Consider the following 21,815-nt stretch of genomic DNA (forward strand, 5'->3'; position numbering starts at 1 on the left):
TGCGTCACGGGGCGGTCACGGGGTGCCTCGACCGCTCGCGCGGTACCCACAGGGGGGAGACCGTCCCGTGGCGCACGCGGTATCCGTCCCGCGACGGGCGGGTGGGGATCAGGACCGGGGCGCGAGCGCCGCCGCCCCGGCGAAGTCGCCGTCGTACGCCCGGCCGATGCCGAGCAGTCGGTTGTACTTGGCGAGGCGTTCGGACCGGGCGAGCGACCCGATCTTGATCTGCCCGGCGTCGAGGGCGACGGCGAGGTCGGCGATGGTCGAATCGCAGGTCTCACCGGAGCGAGCGGACACGACGGGCGCCCAGTCGGCCGCCTGCGCGCGTTCGAGGACGCGTCGTGTCCGGGTGATCGTCCCTGCCTGATTGGGCTTGATCAGGGCGGCGTTGGCGGCGCCGACGTCGACAGCCCGGTCCAGACGGGCGGCGTCCGTCGCCAACAGGTCGTCGCCGAGCACCTGCACCCGGTCACCGACGCGGTCGACGAGTCGCTCCCAGCCTCGCCAGTCGTCCTCGGCGAGGGGGTCCTCGACGGAGCGGACGGGGTGGGCGTCGATCCAATCGACCACGCGGTCGACCATCGCCTCGCGGTCCAGACGGTCTCCGGCGAGGGCGTACCGTTCGTGGGTGGGGTCGTAGAAGTGCGTCGCCGCCACGTCGACGGCGAAGACTACCTCGTCGCCCGGCGCGTAGCCGGCGTCGCGGACGGCGGCGGTCAGCAACTCGAAGGCGGCGTCCGCGTCGGCGGTCGGCGGAACGAACCCGCCTTCGTCGGCAACCGAAGGCGGATGGTCGCCGTCGCCGATTCGCCTGCCCGCCGCCCGCCGCACCGCCCACGCCATCTCCAGTGCCTCTGGGTACGTCCCCGCACCCGTCGGCACGACGAGGAAATCCTGGATCGGCAGGTCGGCCGCCGCGTGGAGGCCCCCGCTCAACACGTTGATCATGGGGATGGGGAGGTCGCCGGGGCCGGCGTCGGGAGCGAGCGAGTCGTAGAGCGGTCGTCCGGTCGCCGCGGCGGCGGCGTGAGCGACGGCGCCGGAGACGCCGAGGACGGCGTTGGCGCCCAGACGGGACAGGTTCTCGGTCCCGTCGCGGTCGACGAGGGCCTCGTCGATTCCCCGCTGATCCGCCACCGGGCGGCCGACGACCACGGGTGCGAGGTCCTCGCGGACCGCCGCGACGGCGTCGCGGACGCCGCGGCCGCCGTAGCGGTCGTCGCCGTCGCGACGTTCGACCGCCTCGTGCGCGCCGGTACTCGCCCCCGCCGGGACGGTGAACGTTCCCGCGCCGTCGGCCGTCTCGACCCGGACACGAACGGTGGGATCGCCCCGCGAGTCGAGCACCTCCCACGCGTCGACGCCCTCGACGTCGGTCACAGCGCCGACGCCTCCTCGCGGGCCAGCGCCGCGAATGCGGACAGGGTCTCGGCGTCGCCGCGGAGCGTCCGCTTCGCCACCCGGCGGAGGGCGTCGGCGACCGCCTCGCGGTCGACGTACTCGACGGGCGACTTGCCGTCGACGCGGGCGAGCATCAACACCGCGAGTTCCGCCACCGTCTCGCGCTCGACGTCCCAGCCGACCGCGGCGTCGTAGGCGTCCCAGAACCGGTCGGCCGCGTCGGCGTAGGCCGCGTGCTGGCCGTGGTTGTAGATGGACTTGATATACAGGTGGTTGAGCATGAACGCGGTGTCGAAGGCGGGGTCGCCCCAGTGGGCCACCTCGAAGTCGAGGATCCAGGGGACGGTCGCGTCGGCTCGGTCGACGAGAACGTTCTTCGGGCTGTAGTCACCGTGAACGAGGGTTCGAGAGGTGTCCAAGACGCGGTCGATCTCCGCCCGAATCGCGTCGGCCACGTCGGGATGACGCCGCGCCGTGGCGCGGTGGTAGGGGTCGACGCGCAGCTGGTCGAAGGGGCGTTTGTCGGCGAACGTCTCGCGGACCTCGGAGTCGTCGGCCGTCGCGTCGTGGACGGCGCCGAGGACCGCACCGACGGCGGCCGCGACGTCGGCGTCGACCCGACCGTCGAGCAGTTCCGTCTTCCACATCGTCGCGCCCGCGGGCGCGCACTCGATGGCGACGACGTGGTCGTCCGTCTCGGTCACGACGCCGGGGACGCGGGCGTCCACGTCGGCCGCGGCGAGGATCGACTCGTAGGTTCGGATCGCCGCCGCCTCGTTGTGGACGCGGTCGACGTCCGCGGGCCAGTCGTCCTCGACGGCGAGGTTCGGGAGCGGGCGCTTCACGACGACGCAGTCGTCGTCCCACGTCACCTCGTAGACGTGATTCGAGACGCCGCCGCCGAGCGACCGCGCCGTCGCCTCGGCGTCGGCCGGGACGACCCCGTGGTGCCGGCAGTACTCGACCGCCACGTCGGTCGTGAACTCGGTGTCCTGGTCGGTCATTCGTCCGCGTCGAAACCCCCCGATCACTTCACGTTTGCTCCCCGTTCCGTCGTCCGACGGGACGGGACGCGTGCGGTTCGCGGCCGACTACAGGCCGGCGACGAACGTCCGGAGGTCCGCCTCGAACCGCTCCGGCGCCTCGAAAAAGGGCGAGTGACCGACCTCGGGGTACGTTTCGAGCGTCGCGTTCCGGAACAACTCGACGTGCTTGCGGGCGGCGGCCGGTCCGACGACGGCGTCCTCCTCGCCGTGGATCAGGAGGACGGGCGTCTCGACGTCCGGAAGCGTCGCCTCGTGGTCGACGGTCCGCCCCTGGAGGGCCGCGCGGACGTGCGGCGGCACCGCGGCGTTGTAGCCGAGCGCCCGGTACCGCGCCGCGTCGTCCAGGTCGTGCTCGACACAGAGCCGGACGAACGAATCGAGCGCCGCGACGCTTCGCTCGGCGTCCGTCGACTCCAGCCCCGGCCCGAGGGCAACGAACTCCTCGCCCGCGAATCGGTCGGCGTCCGACGTGCCTTTCTCCGTGATGGCACCGACGAGGACGACGCCGCCGAGGGCGCCGTCGCCGTGGGTGGCGAGGTAGTCCGAGACGACGAGACCACCGTACGACCAACCGACGAGTACCGGATCGTCGAGCGCCAGTCCATCGATCACCGCCCGGACGTCGTCGGCCCACAGACGCGAGTCGGCGTAGGCGTCGCGCGGCGTTCCGGACGCCCCGTGCCCCCGGAGGTCCATCGCGACGAGGCGGAAGTCGTCGGCGAGTTCCGACTCGAACTGGGGCGTCCAGGCGAGCCGGCACTGGGAGAAGCCGTGGATCAACAGGAGCGGCCGACCGTCCGCCGGGCCGCGTTCCTCGACGTAGATCTCGACGCCGTCACCACCGGAGACCGTCCGTGTGCGCATACCGGTCGCTCTCCGGCTGGGGACAAAAATCCCGGCCAGCCTGCTCCGGCCACACTACCCCTGCCAGGACCGGTAGAGGTCCCGCCCGACGACACCCAGGCCGAAGAAGCCGACGAGGGTCGTCGCGAGGTTACCGAGAACCGGGACGGCGGCGACGAGTGCCAGCACGAACGCACCGGCGCCGACGGCCGCCGCGTCGACGGCGTCGCCGGTCAGGAGCGCCCCGATCCAGCAGATGGTGACGGCGTTGCCGACGATGCCGAGGACGGCGAGAAACAGCAGTCCCGGGATGGTGATCAGGAGGCCGATGATCGTGAGCGCCACCAGCACCAGTCCGATGGGGACGGCGATGCCGACGAGGAGACCCCAGAGGAAGGCGCTTCCGGGGTCGTCACGGATGGCACCCACGGTCTTCCGGGCGTAGTCCGGTGCGAGAGCGACGAGTAAGCCGCCGAGGACGAGGTTGATGAGCAAGGCTACGCCGAAGCGGACGGCGAGACGGCTTCCGATGCCGAACTCGGACGGTATCGGGGACTGTGCAGCGACGGGTGCCGCGAGCGAGAGCGCGCCGGCGAGGACGGCGGCTGCGCTCCCGAAGCGGGTGAGCTGTCGGGTGGAGGGCATCCGGTCGCCGAGTCGGCGGGGAGGGACTAACCACTTGTGTCTCGTGACGAACGCGCGCCGTGTTCGCGGCGGTGCTGGCGGTGGATTCGACGGCTGGACGACAACCCTTTTTCGCCGTCCGCACGACCGGCCGGACGTATGACTCCCCGGAGACGCGTCGACGCGACGCCGGTCGGCCGAGGTGGATGACCCCCGCCACGTTCGCCCAACTGCTCGAGCAGTACGTCAGTCTCGGCATCTTCGTCGTCGGGGCGGCACTCGCGGGGTTCAGCTACCTCTCGTGGCGGCGGGAGCACGCACGCCGGATGCTCGTCGTGACCGTCGGGTACCTGCTGTTCGCGGTGTACGGACTGATCGTCTTCATGGAGAACGTCCTGCTCCCGTCCCGCTCGTACCCCGTCGTCGAGGTGCTCGAACACGGCGCGGCGCTGCTCATCCTCGCCGGCCTAGTCGTGTTCGTCGTCTTCGCCATCGTCCTCGTGTTCGTCCTCCCCGTAGCCGGACTGGGTTTCGACGACCGGCGTGAACTTCGGCTTGGGCGTGGGCACATCGTCGGCGACGGGTGTCGCCCCCGTGGCCGACGACGTGGCGTCGTCGCCGTCCGAAAGGGACGCGAAGCCGATGCCGGGGACGGCGAGGCCGAGGGCGACGAGGGCAGTCACCAGCGCACCGGCTAGGGCGAACGCCACGAGTCGATCGGTCGGAAGCGGGGAACGCACGGTCAGACACCTCCGGTGGCCGTCTCGATCGGCGAGCGATTCCGGCGGCGATGGTGGCAGTCGGAGCCATGACGTTCGCACCGAATCCGTCGGGACGGTAATGCGCTCGCGTCCGACCGTCGAATCGTTCGCGTGGGACGCGACCTATCCGGCCCGCCGCCCAGACGTCGCCGTGTCGTCCCCAACCGCAGTCGGTGGGTCGACGTGGAGCGGGGTAGTAATCCTCGTGAGTAACTACGCGCCCGGTCGCGAAAGTGCGTGCGATAGGCGCAAGCAAACGCGGCGATGACGGAACGCGCCGCGCCACTACCTTCGGGACTCTTCCGACTCGTTCGTGAGACCGGACGGAAACCGTGGCGACCCGCCGTCGAGACGTCGCCCATCCCGTCCGGAAACTCTCAGCTCACTCGAGGTCGAAGCGGTCGAGGCTCATCACTTTGTGCCACGTGTCAACGAAGTCCTGCACGAACTTCTCCTCCGCGTCGTCGCTTCCGTAGACTTCCGCGACGGCCCGAAGCCGGGAGTGCGAACCGAAGATGAGGTCGACGCGGGAGCCCTTCCACTCGAGCTCCCCCGTCTCACGGTCGTACCCCTCGAACACCTGTTCGGAGTCCGAGGACGGCTCCCACTCCGTGTCCATGCCGAGCAGGTTCACGAAGAAGTCGTTGGTCAGCGTCTCCGGCTGGTCGGTGAAGACGCCGAGGTCGGAGCTCTGGTAGTTCGCGTCCAGCGCTCGCATACCGCCGACCAGCACCGTCATTTCGGGCACCGTCAGGTTCAGCAGTTCCGACTTGTCCACCAGCAGTTCCTCCGCCGAGCGGTCGAGGTCGGCCGGGAGGTAGTTACGGAACCCGTCCGCCCTCGGCTTGAGCGCCTCGAACGATTCGACGTCGGTCTGTTCCTGGCTGGCGTCGACGCGTCCCGGCTCGAACGGAACTTCCACGTCGTAGCCGGCGTCCGCGGCCGCCTGCTCGACGGCCGCGTTGCCACCCAGGACGATCAGGTCGGCGAGCGAGACTCGCGTCCCGTCGGACCGCGAGCCGTTGAACTCCTCTTGAACCCCTTCGAGGGTGTCGAGGACCGTCTCCAGTTCCGCCGGTTCGTTCACTTCCCAGTTCTTCTGCGGTTCGAGGCGGATGCGGGCCCCGTTCGCGCCGCCGCGCTTGTCGCTGTCGCGGTAGGTCGACGCCGACGCCCAGGCCGTCTTGACCAACTGCGAAACCGACAGCTCCGAATCGAGGATCGCTTCTTTGAGTTCGGCGGCCTCTTCGTCCCCGATCAGGTCGTAGTCGGCGTCGGGGAGGGGATCCTGCCACAGCATTTCCTCGTCGGGAACCTCCGGGCCGAGGAACCGAGACGGCGGGCCCATATCGCGGTGGATCAGCTTGTACCACGCTTTCGCGAAGGTTTCCTGGAACTCACGCGGGTTCTCCTGGAAGCGCTCGAGGATCTCCCGGTAGTCCGGGTCCCGCTTCAGGGCGATGTCCGTCGTCAGCATCATCACGTCTTCGTGGTCCGACGGGTCCTGTACACCGGGGGCGGCGTCGTCCAGTTCGCCGTTCTCCGTGGTCCACTGCCAGGCGCCGCCGGGACCCTTCTCGGGCCACCACTCGTGGTTCAGCAGGTTGTCGATGTAGGAGGTGTCCCACATCGTCGGCGTGGTGTTCCACGGACCCTCGATCCCGCTGGTGATCGTATCGGGACCCTTGCCGGACCCGTACTCGCTCTCCCAGCCGAGACCCTGCTGCTCGATTGGCGCCGCTTCGGGCTCGGGACCGACGTGCTCGTCGGGGTCGGCGGCACCGTGGACCTTCCCGAACGTGTGCCCACCGGCGATGAGCGCGGCCGTCTCCTCGTCGTTCATCGCCATGCGGTCGAACGACTGTCGAATGTTCTTCGCGGACGCCTCGGGATCCGGCTGTCCGTCCGGTCCCTCCGGATTCACGTAGATGAGGCCCATCACGGTGGCGCCGAGCGGGTCCTCGAGTTCTCCCTCCTCGTCGAAGCGCTCGGACGCTTCCATCTCGTCCTCGGGGCCCCAGTCGACGGACTCGTCGGGGACGAAGTCGTCTTCGCGCCCGCCGGCGAAGCCGAACGTCTCGAAGCCCATCGACTCCAGGGCGACGTTCCCGGCGAGGACCAGCAGGTCCCCCCACGAGAGCTTGCGGCCGTACTTCTGCTTGACCGGCCAGAGCAGTCGGCGCGCCTTGTCGAGGTTCGCGTTGTCGGGCCAACTGTTGAGGGGCGCGAGACGCTGCCGACCGCCGGACGCGCCGCCGCGGCCGTCGGTCGTGCGGTACGTCCCGGCGCTGTGCCACGCCATCCGAATGAAGAGTGGCCCGTAGTGGCCGTAATCAGCCGGCCACCAGTCCTGCGACGTCGTCATCAGCTCTTCGATGTCCGCCTTCACGGCGTCGAAGTCGAGCTTCTCGAACTCCTCCGCGTAGTCGAAATCCTCACCCATCGGGTCGACCTGGCGGGCGTTCTGGTCGAGAATACCCAGCTTCAGCCGATTCGGCCACCAATCCTGATTGGACCCATTCATCAGTGAGTAATTGCTGCTTTCACGTGTTAAGATTGTCTAATTCAGTAACGAAGTTTCGCTACAGCCCAAGCAATCTATCGAGTTTATGAATTTTGTCAGTCGTGGATTCGGGCGGGGATTCGTCGCGTCCGCCAGAATGTATCACTTCGGGATGATTTCGATGCGCTCGCGGCGGACGCTCGCCGTTCGGAGGGAGTTCCAGATGCTTACGAGGGACCGAAGCCCCCTCGAGTAGCCGGCGCGGAGCGCCGGCGACGAAGCGACCGAGCAAAAAGTGGTATGGGACCACCGGGATTCGAATCCTTCCCTGCGGTTTTTCCCCACATTTTTGTGAGGGAGTGAAACGACCGAGCAAAAAGTGGGTATGGGACCGCCCGGATTCGCACCAAATCGAGACCTCGCTTCGCTCGGTCTCACCGGGTTCGAACTGTGCGCTGTTTATTTCTGGCTCCTCACGTGCGTTCGTCGCACAAAAATGGGACCGCCCGGATTCGAACCGGGGTCACGGGCACCCAAGGCCCGAAGTATACCAGGCTAACCCACGGTCCCTCGGTTCAACGTCCACCACGCGGGCGCTAAAGGATTTCGTTCGGCTGGCACGGCTCAGTCGGCACCGATCGCACACCCATCGACGTACTCGATGTCGTCGATGGAGTCAATCGGATCGTCGCCACAGACGGGACAGTCGGGGTCTTTCGCGTAGGGCACCGTCTCGAAGCTCATATCCATCGCGTCGTAGAAGAGCATCCGGCCGACCAGAGGCTCGCCGGCGCCCAACAGGAGCTTGACGGCTTCGGTGGCCTGGATGCAGCCGACGGTACCGGGGAGGACGCCGAGGACGCCCGTCGTCGCGCAGTCGGGAACGGTTCCGGGTTCGGGCGCCTCGCGGAACAGGCACCGATAACAGGGGCCGTCGGGACGGAGCGTCGTCACCTGGCCCTCGAACTTGTAGATGGCGCCGTGGGAGACGGGAATCCCGGCGAGTCGACAGGAGTCGTTGACCAGATAGCGCGTGGGGAAATTGTCGGAGGCGTCGACGACGACGTCGTAGTCCTCGAGTACGTCTGCGGAGTCCCGGTCGAGGCGGGTCTCGTAGGCGTCGACGTCGACGTCGGGGTTGAGCGTCGCGACGAAATCCCGTGCGCTCTCGACTTTGGGGCGACCAACGTCGCCGTCCCCGTGGATCACCTGTCGCTGGAGGTTCGACCGCTCGACTACGTCGTCGTCGATGATGCCGATCCGACCCACGCCCGCCGCCGCGAGATACTGGATAACCGGCGCGCCCAGACCGCCGGCCCCGACGACGAGCGCGCTCGAATCCAGCAGCCGCTTCTGTCCCTCCGGCCCCACCTCGTCCATGATGATGTGCCGGGAGTAGCGATCCAGTTGCGTAGCGTCGAGCGAGAGGCCACTCATACACCCCCCTCGGAGAGCGAGGTGGATAAATCCGTGCCGTCCGTGCGTGGCTGCCCCCGGCCGCCGTGAACCGTATGTCACGATACGAAATCGCCCGGCAACCTACGAAATCGCCCGACGACCGGGAAGTTGAGACTACAGTGGGTATAGCGGGTCTATAATGCGTGAATTTGACCGATTCGGTCAGCGGAAACTTCCTCAGATCGCTCTCCAAACGGCCCTTCCCATCATACTACCAATCATATGGGTGAATTTTCGAGACTTCCAGCAGTGTAGCCACTCAGACGGCGCGCTAACCCGAACAGATCACCTCACTACCCGATTCCTGTCTCCTTCTTCAGCAGCGTCAGCGTGTTGTCCGCTGTAATCAGCGGTGAATGTTCATACTCACCAGTCAATTCGACCTGTACGAGCAGAGCCACTGCTCGCCGGATAGAGTACAGGAGACACGCGAACGCGAAGTAGAAGAATCGTAGCCCAAAATTCTTCGAGGTTGTCGTAGCCATGAACCGCTTGATAGATTTGTACCCGCTCTCGATCTCCCAGCGATAGCCGTACTCGGTAAGGAACCCACTACTGCGATTCGTCATAAACACCGAGTACTGCCGATGATCGTCGTGCTCGGAGTCCTGTCTCCGGCGATAGATCAGCGTCGTCTCATGCCATTCGTTCTTGCCGAGATGCAACTTCCAGTCAGTTTCGTATCGGTCCTTTCCCCGTTTGAGGAGGCGCCTGGCCTGCGCTTTCTCGCGGGTCTGCATCCGCTTGGGCACGACGTACGACAAGCCACACTGGCTGAGCATCTCCAAGACGTGCTGACTGTCGAACTCCCGATCGATCAGTACGTTATCGACGTGAACCAGCTCCTCGGCAGAATCCAAGAGGTCCTTGACGATCTCTAAGCGGGACTCACCCTTCCGGACTGGCCGCGCGTCAAGGACGATCGGGACGGCGTTGCCGACTAATTGGACTGTCGCCCACTGGTAGGCGTACTCGTCAGTTTTCTCCGTCGTGCCGATGATTTCGTCTTCGTGGCCCGTTCTATCGCCGGTGAAGGGATAGCTTCAGTAATGTCGATGGCAATGATTCCGGCTCGGAAGAACTGCTCCGTCTCCGCGACCTCGTTCAGGAGCCTATTAACGGCTTGTCGGTACATCTCGCGAATCTCCGCGATGGAGAGGTCACAAATGTGTTCTCGATGGGAGTGACCTAACGGCGTTCGCTCACGAGTCGACTCGTAGGTGAAACTACGAGCGCTAGCGGCTAGATTCTCACGGAGCCCCAGATACGTCTACAAGCTCCAGTCGGCGTTCTCGTGGATCTCACATCCCTCTCCTCGATCCAGCGAGAACGCCGGGAAGACAATTCGGCTGACGTGGTCCGTGATCGCTTCCGCCCGCTCCAAGACGCGTTGCTCGTCAGGTGTCGAATCCTCGTCGTCGTTGTTCCGATAACGGAGCTTACGCTCAGGGTCGCGTGGGACCGAAACACTTGCATTCTGGGCCTTGATGAGAATCGTCCGGGAAACTGTCTCGACTGTACTGCGAAGCTCGACACTGAACCGTTCGTGCCAACTGCGCCACAGCGTCGATTGGTCCGGCACTGTCTCCAGCCCCAATTGCTCGCAGAGTTCTGGACAACACTCGAGGTACTCGACGAGTGCTGTCTCATGATCCCACCCGTGACACTCCATCAGGACAAACACGCGAAAGAGGGTATCCATCTCGTAGCGGTTCGACCCTGCGTAGCGGTCATGCGTATCGAATTTGAAGTACGCTAGCGGGAGTAAGCAGACGAAGTTCTCGACCGACTCATGACAGTCGTGTCTGAACCAGGTCTGCGAGACAATCCTGATATCTGATTCCAGCCCATCGAGCGAGCTTCGATCGTACAGCGGCGTCGCATCGTATACTGGCCAACCGACGTGTGGTCGGTGGGAAATCCGCCGAAAGACAGTTCGGCGAGACTCAGGAGTTGTAGTCACTACGAGACGCTGAACACGGCTCGCTCAAAAACGCCGCTCTCTTGATGAGCCATACTGATCGATCGATTCTCCCTCGGTATTCACAACCGCTGGTTCCGTATCACTTGGTTCGTCGTCGAGGACGTCTTTCAAGATAGCGTAGAAGCGCCACTCATCGCCGTAGTCGTAGAGGTAGCAGATGCGGTCGTACTGTTCGAGGTCCAACTGTCGAGCCATCTCACCGAGGGTCACCTCGCTCGCATTCTCCAGTCGCTCGGTTCGAAGTCTTGGACTACCGCCATGCGACTGCTCGTATTCCCGCCGACACTGATACTTGACCTCGCTATCCCAGTAGTCTTCATCAATGCCGACGAACCAGAGATGGCTCTGATCGAGACCGACTGCAGGGTTGATCGCCGACTGGAATTCAGCGATCGTTCTGTCTGCACCAACGACGATGTCCCGCCACAGCGACGTCGGATCGGGGGCGAATTTGACTCGAAAGCGGTGCGCGGTCATCCTTGCATCTCATTCCCGTACGGAAATGCGTGAAATCATCGATTATCAGCCCCCGTACGGAGTGAATCTGCCCGCTGACAAGTTATCGATACCCTTTGATGTTTCGATAGGGCACGTAGTAGCCGATCTCATCAATCCACGTTGAGAGCCATTCATCAGCAGTCTGCTCCGTAATCTTCCCAGCATTGATCGCGGCAAGGAGCACGCCCACCGACCCAACAACGGTCACGCCCTGTTCTTTGGCGAACGATCGAGCATCCCCGTCATCGGTCAGCAGACGGCCGTGTGCGTCCGCTAAGGCAAACGCTTGGGCCTCGCCGGCATCGAGATGGTCACTGACGACAGCCTCTCTGTTTGCGACCGTCTCCGAAATTGGTACGACTGGAATCTCGTCGTCGAGTGTACCGAGTGCGGATTGAAGATACGGATGATCACCAACGCCGTGTTCGAGTTCCTCGCGAACGACCGGCACTGTACAGATTCCAGAGAGTCCTGCAACAATCCACAACTGATCGATATACGCGAAGTTCGAGAGAACAGTCGTGTTCAGGACGCTCGGGTTCGCTGGAATTCCATCACCTGTCATTTCGCAGGCGGCGCCTCGTCGTCCGAGTCTTCATCATCGAATTCGAGTTCGCGTGCTGCCTCTACCTCGTAGGCTGCGTCGTCTTCGTCAACGAGCCCGAGGCGAAGTTCAACACCGTGTTCACGGAGGATATCCCGCATCGTCCAACGGTCGACAGCAGCGAGTCTCGCAGCATCACCGAGTGTGATCCGCTCGCGTTCGTAGAGGGTGACCGCAGCTGCAATCCGCTCGTTCTCGTGGTTCTCGAAGTATTCACGCACGAACTCGCGCAACGCATCGCTCTTGCCCGCGAACACACCAGCCTCGACAGCACCCTCAATGAGTAAGTCGAGGTCCTCTGGGTAGGAGCCGGTGATCCGTGCCATCGTTCTATCCGAGATTACGGCTTCATACTATTTATGAACTACGCCAGACTGCCATATGCATTGAGAAGGCCGGGCTCAACTTCTGGCCCGACGGACCGGTTCGAACGGCGGGGGCGACGCACCGCCCGGTGCGGCGAGCAGTGGCCGTTCGGACCGACCGCGTCGGCGGGCGTGCGACGCCGATGGACCGGGCCGCGACGCGCGTGGGCGACGCGACGGGGTGGTGAGACGCCACCCCGACCCTCTTTGCGCGGGCGAGTGAGTGAGCAGTATGGCCCTCCGCGATCACCTGCGTCCGTGGCACGCCCTGATGGTCGTCGTCCTCCTGACCGGCACGGGGGTGTCCCTGTTGCGCGCCGACGCGGTCACCCAGCGGACGGCGTTTCGCGCGCTCCTCTCGGGACTGTTCGGTCTCGTCCTGTTCCAGTTTACCGTCGGCAACGTCTGGGGGTACGCAGTCGAGTACCACAACGCGGGCGGCGAGTGGACCGACCTGCCCTTCCTGACGCCGTTCGTCCTCGCGGGAGTGGCCGGCGTCGCCGCAGCGGTTCGAACCGGGAGCGTCGGCCTCGGTGCGTGGGTGGCGTTCTGGGTGTTCGTCTTCGTCGCGGCCGCCGTCGCACTGGGCGCGTGGGTACTCACGGGGTACCGGGAAGGACCGGCGTAGCTCGTCTCAGTCCGCCAGACCCGCCATATCGAGTGCGTCGAGACGTTCCGCGGTGGGGACGCCATCGTCGTCCCACCCACGGAACGCGTAGTACTCGTCCAGCATCGCGTCGAGTTCGTCCGGCGGGCAGTACATCCCCTCGCTCGGTCCCTCGGGGATGGGCTCGTGCATCACTCGATGGGAGAGCGTATCCGTCTCGCGGCGCGCGACGCCGCGCTCGACGTTGATGAGGCGTTCGAGGTTGTAGATGCGCTCGCCGATGCGTTCGACTTCGTCGGTCGAAAGCTCCCACCCCGTCGCGGCGTTGATGGCGTCGCGGTAGCGGTCGGTGACGCGTTTCCCCCAGCCGCCTTCGCTCACGAAGCGACACTGGGTGAGTGAGTCGCCGAGCGCGGTGAAATGTTGGGTGCGGGCGGCGAACTCGGGCGTTCCCTCCGTAGTCTCGGCGTGTTCGCCCTCGTACTGCAGGGTTGGCCGAGTGTCGTGGTGTGAGCCGCCTCGGGTGGCGGTGGCGTAGCCGATGCTCATCCCTTTCAGACCGCGAGGGGAGTGGGCCGCGAACTCCAGTCCTTTGACGCCGTGGAGATAGCGTTCGGCTTCCTCGTCTAACTCGGCCGCGAGACGGAACGAGCCCTCGGCGAGGCGATCACCGAATCCCTCGCGATGGGCGGTCTTCCGCGCGAGTTCGACCAGGCCGTCGGCATCGCCGAAGGCGAGGTGTGGGGAGTCCTCGTCGGTCAACAGCCCCTCGTCGTAGCACTCGCGGGCGAACGCGACGGAGACGCCCCAGGAGATGGTGTCCATCCCCAGACGATCACACAGGTCGTTTGCCTTCATCACGCGTTCGACGTCGAAGACGTCGGTCATCGTCGCGGTGCCGAAGAGGCTCTCGAACTCCGGGATCTTTCCGTCGGTGACCCCCTCGCTCTCGACGGTGACGTGTTTGCCGCAGGCGACCGCACAGTTCGCACACGTGGTGTCCTCGGTGACGTACTCCTCGCGAATGCGCTCGCCGCTGATCGCCTCGGCCCTCTCGCGGGAGGCCTGTTCGACCCGATTGTTCCGCCGGCCGAGTTTCCCCATCTCGTTGATCGGGTTGACGAGACCGCTGGTCCCGTAGTTCTGGAGCATCTCCGTCTCCTGCATCAGTGGACCCATCCGCCCGCCAACGAGGTCGCGAAGGTCGCCGTCGTCGGCCGGTTCGGGGCGGAACGAGCCTTCGACCACGGCCACCGCCTTGACGTTCTTCGAGCCGAGAACGGCGCCCGCGCCACCACGGCCCGCGACTCCCTCGCGCATCTCGGAGTCGTGAAGCAGGCAGGCGTAGCGCACCAGGTTCTCGCCCGCCGGACCGGCGGCGACGACGTGGACGTCGTCGGCGTCGACGCCGTCGTCCTCCGCGACCCGCGTCTCCACCTCGGCACACGTCTCGTAGGTGTCGAGACCCGCGAGGTCCGTCGCCGGGACCACCGCCGCGCCGTCCTCGTCGACCAGGACGTAGGAGAGTTCGGCCGCGGTGCCGTGGAGGACGACGGATTCGAAACCCGTCGTCTTCTGAGCGCGGGGGAACGTGCCGCCGAAGGTGCTGTCGAAGAAGCCGTTCGTCTGCGGGCTGACGAAGCCGACGACGCCGCGACTCGTCGACTGGAAGGGCGTGCCGTTCATCGGCCCGACGGTGAACGCGACGACGTTCTCTGGGTCGAACGGGTCGGCGTCGGCGGGCACGTGGTCGTGGACCGCCTTGGCGGCGAACCCGTTGCCGCCGAGGAACCGCCGAGCGTCCGCCGAGTCGATTGACTCACGGTCACTCTCGCCCGAATCGAGGCGGACGTGAAGGCTCTCGCCGCCGTAGACGGCTGGCAGGTCCATCACACTACGCTCCCACCGGCGCATCGGCCCACCGGTCGGCCATGGTCGTGATCTGTGACATGAGGGAGTGTCCGACCTCCCCACACTAATCCTTTGCCGGTGGCGACGGATCGTGGGCCGCCCCGCCCGGAACGGGATGCATTCGGTATCGCGGTATACAGTTTATGACGAGACGAGACGAGAGGGCCGTGGCTCGTCGACGGAAGAGAACGGGAAAGAGAGGGCGTTACTTGCCGCGGCGCCGGTCGCCGCCGATGCTGGGTCTGGTGTGTTCGGTTCCCTTGCCGCGTCCGCGCTGACCGCGACCCTTGCGGCCGGCGCTGGTCTTGCCGCGGAACGCGCGCCCCTTGTGGGAGTCGTCACAGATCCAGTTCAGGTCGTCGTCGGCCTGGATGGCGGGGTGCTCCGGATCCACGAGGATCACTTCGTGCCACTTCTGCGAGCCGTCCTCCCCGACCCAGTAGGAGTTGAGCACGCGGAGGTTGGGGTACTTGCGGGAGGTGCGCTCCTCGGCGATACGCTGGATGCTCTTCCGGCGACCGAGTCGGTTGACGCCCTGTCGCTTCGAGCGTCGACCAGCCTTGAACCGTCGCTTCCGGGCCCCACCCTTACGGACGGAAGTCCGGACCACGACGATTCCCTGTTTGGCCTTGTAGCCCAGGTTTCGCGCCTTGTCGAGGCGGGTCGGGTGCTCGATGCGTTCGATAGCGCCCTGATCGCGCCACTCCTGTTTTCGTTGCCACTGCAGTTCGGCGAGGGCCCCGTCGTCGGGGTCCTGCCACGCGTCGCGGATGTGCGAGTAGAAGCTTCGTGCCATGGGTGTCACCACGGGCGCTTGCGATTCAGCGTCGCCGAGTGGCGAGCCACATGTCGTCCCGACGAGTCGGGTGCCCACTGGAGGCCCGTCGACCAGCGAGTTACCGGGGCTACCGGTCGGTAGCGGTTAAGAACTTCGACTCGTCGCGAACTCCCGAACTGTCTCGAAGGTCCCCGCGGCGACGGCGTCCGCGACGCCCGCGGCGTCCACGTCGGGGACGACGGCGGGGTACTTCCGCGCGAAGAACCCGATCAGGTTGGAGACGTCGCGTTCCAGCAGCTCCGGGGCGTTCTCGTGGTCAGTCGGCACCGACTGGGGCCAGTCGAAGATCGTGATCCCCGAGGACGCGATGGCGACGTTGTGTTCGCTGAGGTCGGCGTGGATCAACCCCGCGTCGTAGGCGCTCGTCACCTCCTCGAGGACGAGATCGAGGACCGCCACGACCTGTTCGTCGTCGAGTTTCGCACGCGCGAGTTCGACGCCCTCGAACTTCGCCATCACGATGGCGTGGCGGTTGTGATCGACCGGGCGCGGAACCGACACGTCGGGATACAGCGTTTCGAGCGCCTCGTACTCCCGTTCGGCCGCCTTGCGTGCGGTGTAGAGCCACGAGACGTGGTGGTGGTCCGCGGTGTACTCGCGTTCGCGGTTCACCTCCCGGAAGTTGGTGTAGCCCTCGCGGTGGAACTTCAGCGCCAGCGGTCGGTAGGACTGCACCTCGTACACGTCGCTTTCCTTGCCGACGCCGAGCGGTGCACCCACGCCCTCGATGGTGTCTCGCTCCGCGAAGGTGTGCAGGGCCAACACGTCGTAGCCCTCGAAGGTGAGCTGGTACCCCTCGTACTGGATGGTCCGGCGCTCGATCAGGTCGCGTTTCATACAGCGATCCAGCCGATAGTCCACCTCCTCCGGCGTCAGATCGGCGTATTCCGGCAGTTTCCCGCGGTTGACCCACTCGCTGAACCGCATCCCCTGCTCGACGCCCGAGAGGAGATAGAAGTCCTCGGGATCGAGATCGGCCACCACGCGGGCGACGTTTTCGACCATACCTCGACTCCGCGCGCGAGGGACAAAAGCCCCCCGCGTCGGGTCGTAAACTGTATGCCGCGATAGCAAACGATGGTCGCCGACGTTCACGGGGTCGGAAGGTGGACTGCGACCAATCAAAAGACAGCGGATAGTAGGTAGGGGAAATCATCCAAGAACCACGGGTTAGGCCACGAACGACCACACTGGCGGACGAGTTGATCGATCGAGTGGGAGCCCCCATGTGTGAACCATCGCCGCGCTGGTTCTGAGATCCGTCTGAAGCGCATCAACGGAGCTGCCGGTCGGCGTGGTGGTGAGTCGGACTGGCCAACTGTGGCTGGTTCTCCGGGAACGCGCCGAAAGGCGCCTCTTCGTGAGGCCTTCGTCGGAGCCACCGTGCCGGAAAGAGAATCGGAGAAAGTCGAATTCGTGGCATCGGGGCGTCAGAACAGTCCACCGACGTTTGTCCGATACGAATGTGGATCGGTTAGTCGTCCGCAACAGCGGGAGCGTTCGGCATCTTTGGGTGTGCTTCGGTCCGTTCGGACCGTGGTATCCACTCCAATTCCGCCTCGTAGTGGAACGCGCGGTGGTCCTGGGTCGGGTCGACGACAGTGAGCGAGAGCCAGTCGTTGTCCAGCAGTTCGGTCACCTCTTCGTGGTCGGCCAGGACGCCGGTGACGCGCTCGACCGGCGCGTGGACGACCGTCGAGAGGCGGAGCGGCTGGTGGTACGGTTTGTCGTCGGCGGCCATCAGCGACTGGAGGGGAAGACCGGTCATCAGGTCGCCGCCGTTGCCCTGGTAGACACCGATGTTGCCGATTGGGTTCTGGGTTACCTTCGACCCGCTGCCGTAGACGGCGTTGTCGACTGTCGAGAAGTAGTACTGAGCATTGATCCACTGAGTGACGACCAGAGGACCCGTGAGGACCGCTTCGAGCGCGTCGGCGTCAGGGTCCGCCGACCAATCATACGAGTGGAGGAAGGCGCGGCCGTCGAGATCGAGGTCGCTCGTCAGTTCGCGGGGGCCGACGACGAAGCCCGCGTTGCCAGCCAGCCCCCACTCGGGACGCGTTTCGGCCCAGTCGGCGGCACGGCGTTCCGTCGCACTGACGCCCATCGAGCCGTCGGCCCCCATCGACTCGGCGCGCTCGGCGGTCGCGTTTTCACGAGCGGCCGCGAGGTCTGCGCGCAACTGGTCGAGATCGTCCGCGTGGCTCTCGGGCACGTCGTCGGCGAACAGATCCACCTCGTCGGTCGTCGTGTTGTGCTGGCCGGCGACGAAGACCGTGTCTTTGGGGATGTCGAACCCACGGTCGCGAAGTTCGGCCTTGACAGCCTCGTCGTTACTGATCGCCGCCAGGACGCGGGCACTCGGGCCGCCGGGGTTGCCGGCACAGGCACCACAGTCCAGACTCGAGTCGAAAGGGTTGTTGGCCGTCTCACTGGCGTGGCCGGTGAAAACGACGAGTCGACTAAATTCGTCCCAGCCCATCAGCTCGAAGGCGGTCGCGGCGTATTCGACTTGCTCCTCGTGGGTCAGTCCCACGGGAAGATCACCCACATAGGCGTGCTGATGATGGACGGTCTGCTCACAGAACTCGTGGTTATCGGGCACCGCGTCGTCGGCGGTTTCGAGCAGGTCGTGGACGCGACCGGGAACGAGCGTGCGGGCCGCAAGCGCCAGCCCGTACCCACTGCCAGCGCTCTCGACGAAGCCGAAGGCGGTGGCAGGGTTCGTTTTCAGCGTTTCGACCACCTCGCTCGCGGCCTCGCGGAGACTCGACCAGCGGTCGTGACTCGCCTGCGTGTCCCTGTCGGTCGGAATCTCGGAGATGCGGTGCTGCGAATCGAGGATAGGGGGACAGGCGTCGACCGACACCTCGGAATCGTATCTCTGGTATTCCATCGGGATACCGAAGAAGCCAGCGTAGCCGTAGGTCTCGTAGTCGCCAGTCTCCTCGATGTGACGGCGGATGATCTCCGACCGCGTATCGATACAGAAGACCAGTTGCGCGTCCGGGCGACCGGAGGGGTCGCTGTCGTCGAGGGCCGCGCTCTCGGCGGCGACGCGCTCGACGACGTCACTGCGGTAACTCGCTTCCCACGCACTCAGAAACGCTTCCGCGAGTTCGTCGGCCGCCCCGGCCTCGGCGCTGTCGAGGCTGGTCGACGGGTCGATATCGACACCGAAGGCGTCGAGCAGCGCGAGGCGAACCGCGAGATAACCCTCGAGCGTGATGGGGAACGTGGACTGCCACGCGCCGTCGTCGGCAGCGCGCTGTTTGATGAAGCCGACCCACCCGGGGAGCGCGGCGAACTGCTCCTCGAAGATGGGCACCAACTGGCTCTCGGGAGACGGCCTCAGCACGGACTCGATGGCCTCGATCGGCGACTTCGGCAAGTCGGCGACGACCCCGTCGTCGGGAATCTGGCCATCGTACGCGGCCACCGACCGAAAGGCGCTGTAGAACCCGTCCTCGCGGTTCGGCATCGACCACTGCGCCTGCCCTTCGTCGAGGAACGCCGACAGCCACTTCGTCAGCACGTGGTCGATCCGCTCGGCGTCGGTGTTCGAGCGCTCCGACTCGACGCTGGTGTCCATGCGTTCCAGCAGGGTTTCGGGGTCGCTCTCGTAGCCGTGCTCGGCCAGTTCCGAATCGAGTATTTCGGGGTCAATCTGCCCGTCATCGAGAGCCGCCTGGAACGTCTCCGTGCTTGGATAGCCGCGACCGCCCAGAAGATCCGCAGCCTGGGTGACGGCCTCGTTGAACGGCATATCCTCGAAGCCCGAGAGCGGGTTGGCCGTCACGAACGAGTGAATCGGCCAGACCGACCCGACGGTGGTCACTGCTTTGTCGATGCTCTCTTCGACGGTCTGTTCAGTACTCATTGTATTCCTCCGTGGCGGTCAACACAGTACTGGAAGCGGGCTGACTCGCGTTCAACAGCGCGACGTAGAGGCGCTGGCTGCGTTCGTGGACCCCAGCCTCAATCACGACGTAGACGGCGAGGAAGACGACGGCGACGAACACGTGGGGCGCGCTCAGTTCGGTCGGGGCTGCGACGACCGGAAGCCCGGACAGGACACTCGAGACAGCCTCGTAGACGAGTGCGTAGACGGTGATGGCCGGGATGAAGACCAGCGGGACCGCGCTGTAGCGGGCCGCCGCCGGAATCGAGGTGTGCTCGACGGCGCTGCGGGCTGCGTGCAGCGTAGTGAGCACGACGAACAACACGAGCAGGACCCCGCTGTCGACACTCGTGCCCTTCCCGGTGAGAACTGCGAACAGCGCACCACCCGCAAGTCCAGTCACGAGGACGACTGCGGCGCCTGCGATACTCGTCCCACGAGTTTCGCTCTCGGTCGGACTGGTGCGCTCGACCCGTCCGCCCGCGCTGAGGAAGTGATACGCCTTGTAGAAACCGTGCAGGATGAGGTGGGTGAGAGCGGCCCCGAAGAAGCCGAGACCAGCCTGCATAATCATGAAGCCCATCTGTCCGACCGTGGAGCAGCCCAATTCGGTCTTGACGTCCGACTGGAGGGCTTTGAGCAGCTTTCCGAGCAAGGCACTCGTCGCACCGACGATCACGATACCGAGCATGAGGGTGGCGTCGACGGTCACGACCGGGGCGAAACGGATCAGCAGGATTCCACCCGCGTTGACGAAGCCAGCGTGCATCAGCGCCGAGGCGGGCGTCGGGGCGGTCATCGAGGAGAGCAGCCAGTTGTGGAACGGGACGAGTGCGGACTGAATCGTCGCCGCGAGGACGAGCGCGACGGCGGCGACTATCCACAGTACCCCTCCAAGATCGTCGGCGGCCGCGGCGATACCGGAAACCGTCGTCGCGCCGCTCGCCCACCACAGCGCGGTCAGTGCGACGCCGAGGAACGCGCTGCTGGTGAGGAAGTACTTGCGGGCGACGCTCGCGGCGGCCCGTGCCTGATTCCAGCCGTCGACGACGCCGACGAGTTTCGCCATCAGTAGACCCATCGTCAGCCAGAGCAGCCAGAACAGCGCGACGTGGTCGGCCGCGACGAGCCCCATCACAGCGACCGTGAAACCGAACACGGCGAGGAAGAAGCCGTTCTCGTGGGCGCTACCAGCCATGTAGCGGCGCGAGTAACTGTGAACGATACCGCTAAAGAAGGTGACCACCACCCACATCAGAACGGTCAGGCCATCGACGGCGACCACACCGGAAACCTCCCACGCACCACCGAGCCGGACTCGTGCAACGAGGGTGGCGATACTCGCGGCGAACAGCGACCACACGAGCCACGTTAGTGCAACGGGCACGGACGGTGATTCCACCGCCGTGTCCGGGAGTGCTCCGACCGTCGGTTTCGAGGTGCGTCCTGACATCGTTCGGCCCATCGTACGACCCATCCCGGTACCCGGGACCAGCCCGGAATCCGTTTCTGGTCGTTCTTTGCCACCTTTGAGAACAGAACACCTATTAAACTTATCTATATTCACAAACTGTTCGCAAATTACTCATTATAGAACAGTATGGTTTCGCAGAGTCTGCGGTTGGACACCCGGGAGCGGGGGGGAGGTCAGTAGGCTTGCGACCTGTACCGACGCGTCGACGCCTACGAGTGGCTCTGGATCCGGCGCAGTCCACCGGTCGTACGCGTTTTCGAGAACCAGACACCTCGTCTGTCCGACAACGAGTACCGCTGTGAGGTCGTGCTACGTTTCGAGGTGTTCGATGTTGCTGTCCAGTCCCACCCGGTCTTCGTACTGGTCCCACATCTGATTCCCGAGCGTCCGAACCTCGGCGACGTTCCGGGTAGCGTCGACCGGTCATAGCGGCTCCCGGCTACAGTCGCTCACCGAACACGAGACGGCGATGGCCGCCCGGGTAGCCGAGCTATTCCCCCCACTCTCTCCGAGATTCGGTCCAGCCCTGGACTGACTCGATGACTGGTTCGATATCGTCCCCGTTCGTCGTAAGCCATGCCACTTCCGTTCAGCCGCATCGAGGTCGCTCATCGATCCGCTATGACTAATCTGGCTTTGAATCGGGAGGATAGTACCGGAACGTTCGATATATTCGTTCAAGAGCCCATATCCGTATCTGAGTTGGTACGGAAGAACTCTCAGGGGCCGTCCTCGTCGGGCGGTCGTTCGAACCGATCCGTGGACGCATCGCCGTTGGGGAGGGTCGGGTGGAGAACATCGAGAAGACGGAACTCACATCGACCGACACCATACTGCCGGCGTTCGTCAACGCCCACACGCATCTGGGGGATTCCGATGCAAAAGAAGCGGCTGTCGGGCTGTCACTCAACGAGGCAGTGGCACCGTCGGACGGTGTAAACTACCCCGCTCGCTCACTTCGCTCGCTCCGGAGGTCGGAGGCTCCACCTTGAAT

Annotated in this window: 15 protein-coding genes, 1 tRNA gene and 3 pseudogenes; 3 read left to right on the plus strand and 16 right to left on the minus strand. The window is 65.1% G+C overall.

Features of this window, described 5'->3' with window-relative positions:
• Positions 1-108 precede the first annotated feature (108 nt).
• The 4 genes from eno to V8686_RS00575 form a co-directional block, all read right to left on the minus strand.
• The gene (gene eno, locus V8686_RS00560) at positions 109-1,383 is read right to left on the minus strand and encodes a phosphopyruvate hydratase (RefSeq protein WP_379701855.1); all 1,275 of its coding nucleotides are present in this window, start codon (positions 1,381-1,383) and stop codon (positions 109-111) included.
• Positions 1,380-2,408 (minus strand): phosphotransferase family protein, encoded by a 1,029-nt coding sequence (locus V8686_RS00565; RefSeq protein ID WP_379701857.1) that lies wholly within the window; start codon positions 2,406-2,408, stop codon positions 1,380-1,382. The genes eno and V8686_RS00565 overlap by 4 nt, the downstream gene beginning before the upstream one ends.
• Before the next feature lie 87 nt (positions 2,409-2,495).
• A complete protein-coding gene (locus V8686_RS00570; protein ID WP_379701858.1) occupies positions 2,496-3,314 on the minus strand; it encodes an alpha/beta fold hydrolase in 819 nt (272 codons plus the stop codon).
• Between the two features lie 54 nt (positions 3,315-3,368).
• Positions 3,369-3,938, minus strand: coding sequence for a hypothetical protein (locus V8686_RS00575; RefSeq protein ID WP_379701859.1), 570 nt, complete (start codon positions 3,936-3,938; stop codon positions 3,369-3,371).
• A 185-nt stretch (positions 3,939-4,123) separates the two neighbouring features.
• On the opposite strand from V8686_RS00575, the gene V8686_RS00580 reads away from it, so the two are divergent.
• Positions 4,124-4,615, plus strand: a complete 492-nt coding sequence (locus V8686_RS00580) for a hypothetical protein (protein WP_379701861.1) — start codon at positions 4,124-4,126, stop codon at positions 4,613-4,615.
• Between the two features lie 445 nt (positions 4,616-5,060).
• On the opposite strand, the gene katG is transcribed toward V8686_RS00580, so the two are convergent.
• From katG to V8686_RS00615, 7 genes and pseudogenes are all read right to left on the minus strand, one after another.
• The gene (katG, locus tag V8686_RS00585) at positions 5,061-7,202 is read right to left on the minus strand and encodes a catalase/peroxidase HPI (RefSeq protein ID WP_379701863.1); all 2,142 of its coding nucleotides are present in this window, start codon (positions 7,200-7,202) and stop codon (positions 5,061-5,063) included.
• Between the two features lie 476 nt (positions 7,203-7,678).
• A tRNA-Pro gene (locus V8686_RS00590) sits at positions 7,679-7,751 on the minus strand.
• Between the two features lie 54 nt (positions 7,752-7,805).
• Positions 7,806-8,618, minus strand: a complete 813-nt coding sequence (gene ubaA / locus V8686_RS00595; protein WP_379701865.1) for an SAMP-activating enzyme E1 — start codon at positions 8,616-8,618, stop codon at positions 7,806-7,808.
• Between the two features lie 314 nt (positions 8,619-8,932).
• Positions 8,933-10,602: pseudogene (locus tag V8686_RS00600) on the minus strand (transposase).
• A gap of 51 nt (positions 10,603-10,653) precedes the next feature.
• A pseudogene (locus V8686_RS00605) lies at positions 10,654-11,100 on the minus strand (IS1096 element passenger TnpR family protein); the annotation flags it as partial.
• 82 nt (positions 11,101-11,182) lie between these two features.
• On the minus strand, positions 11,183-11,686 hold the full coding sequence (locus tag V8686_RS00610) for a twitching motility protein PilT (RefSeq protein ID WP_379701866.1): 504 nt from the start codon (positions 11,684-11,686) through the stop codon (positions 11,183-11,185).
• A complete protein-coding gene (locus tag V8686_RS00615; RefSeq protein WP_379701868.1) occupies positions 11,683-12,051 on the minus strand; it encodes a UPF0175 family protein in 369 nt (122 codons plus the stop codon). The genes V8686_RS00610 and V8686_RS00615 overlap by 4 nt, the downstream gene beginning before the upstream one ends.
• 271 nt (positions 12,052-12,322) lie before the next feature.
• Here V8686_RS00615 and V8686_RS00620 point away from each other — a divergent pair, with 271 nt between their 5' ends.
• Complete coding sequence (locus V8686_RS00620; protein WP_379701870.1) at positions 12,323-12,718, plus strand: hypothetical protein; 396 nt, start codon at positions 12,323-12,325, stop codon at positions 12,716-12,718.
• A gap of 6 nt (positions 12,719-12,724) precedes the next feature.
• Here the strand turns inward: V8686_RS00620 and V8686_RS00625 are convergent, their stop codons facing one another.
• From V8686_RS00625 to V8686_RS00645, 5 genes are all read right to left on the minus strand, one after another.
• The gene (locus V8686_RS00625; protein ID WP_379701872.1) at positions 12,725-14,587 is read right to left on the minus strand and encodes an aldehyde ferredoxin oxidoreductase family protein; all 1,863 of its coding nucleotides are present in this window, start codon (positions 14,585-14,587) and stop codon (positions 12,725-12,727) included.
• Positions 14,588-14,813: 226 nt separating this feature from the next.
• The gene (locus V8686_RS00630) at positions 14,814-15,404 is read right to left on the minus strand and encodes a 50S ribosomal protein L15e (protein WP_379701874.1); all 591 of its coding nucleotides are present in this window, start codon (positions 15,402-15,404) and stop codon (positions 14,814-14,816) included.
• Between the two features lie 126 nt (positions 15,405-15,530).
• On the minus strand, positions 15,531-16,451 hold the full coding sequence (locus V8686_RS00635; protein ID WP_379701875.1) for a serine/threonine-protein kinase RIO2: 921 nt from the start codon (positions 16,449-16,451) through the stop codon (positions 15,531-15,533).
• A gap of 469 nt (positions 16,452-16,920) precedes the next feature.
• Positions 16,921-19,326, minus strand: coding sequence for a DUF2309 domain-containing protein (locus V8686_RS00640; protein ID WP_379701876.1), 2,406 nt, complete (start codon positions 19,324-19,326; stop codon positions 16,921-16,923).
• Positions 19,316-20,800 (minus strand): proton-conducting transporter transmembrane domain-containing protein, encoded by a 1,485-nt coding sequence (locus V8686_RS00645; RefSeq protein ID WP_379701878.1) that lies wholly within the window; start codon positions 20,798-20,800, stop codon positions 19,316-19,318. The genes V8686_RS00640 and V8686_RS00645 overlap by 11 nt, the downstream gene beginning before the upstream one ends.
• 776 nt (positions 20,801-21,576) lie before the next feature.
• On the opposite strand from V8686_RS00645, the pseudogene V8686_RS00650 reads away from it, so the two are divergent.
• Positions 21,577-21,801: pseudogene (locus V8686_RS00650) on the plus strand (amidohydrolase family protein); the annotation flags it as partial.
• Positions 21,802-21,815: the final 14 nt, after the last annotated feature.

It is taken from the genome of Haloplanus litoreus (genome assembly GCF_045690335.1).
GTDB lineage: Archaea > Halobacteriota > Halobacteria > Halobacteriales > Haloferacaceae > Haloplanus > Haloplanus litoreus.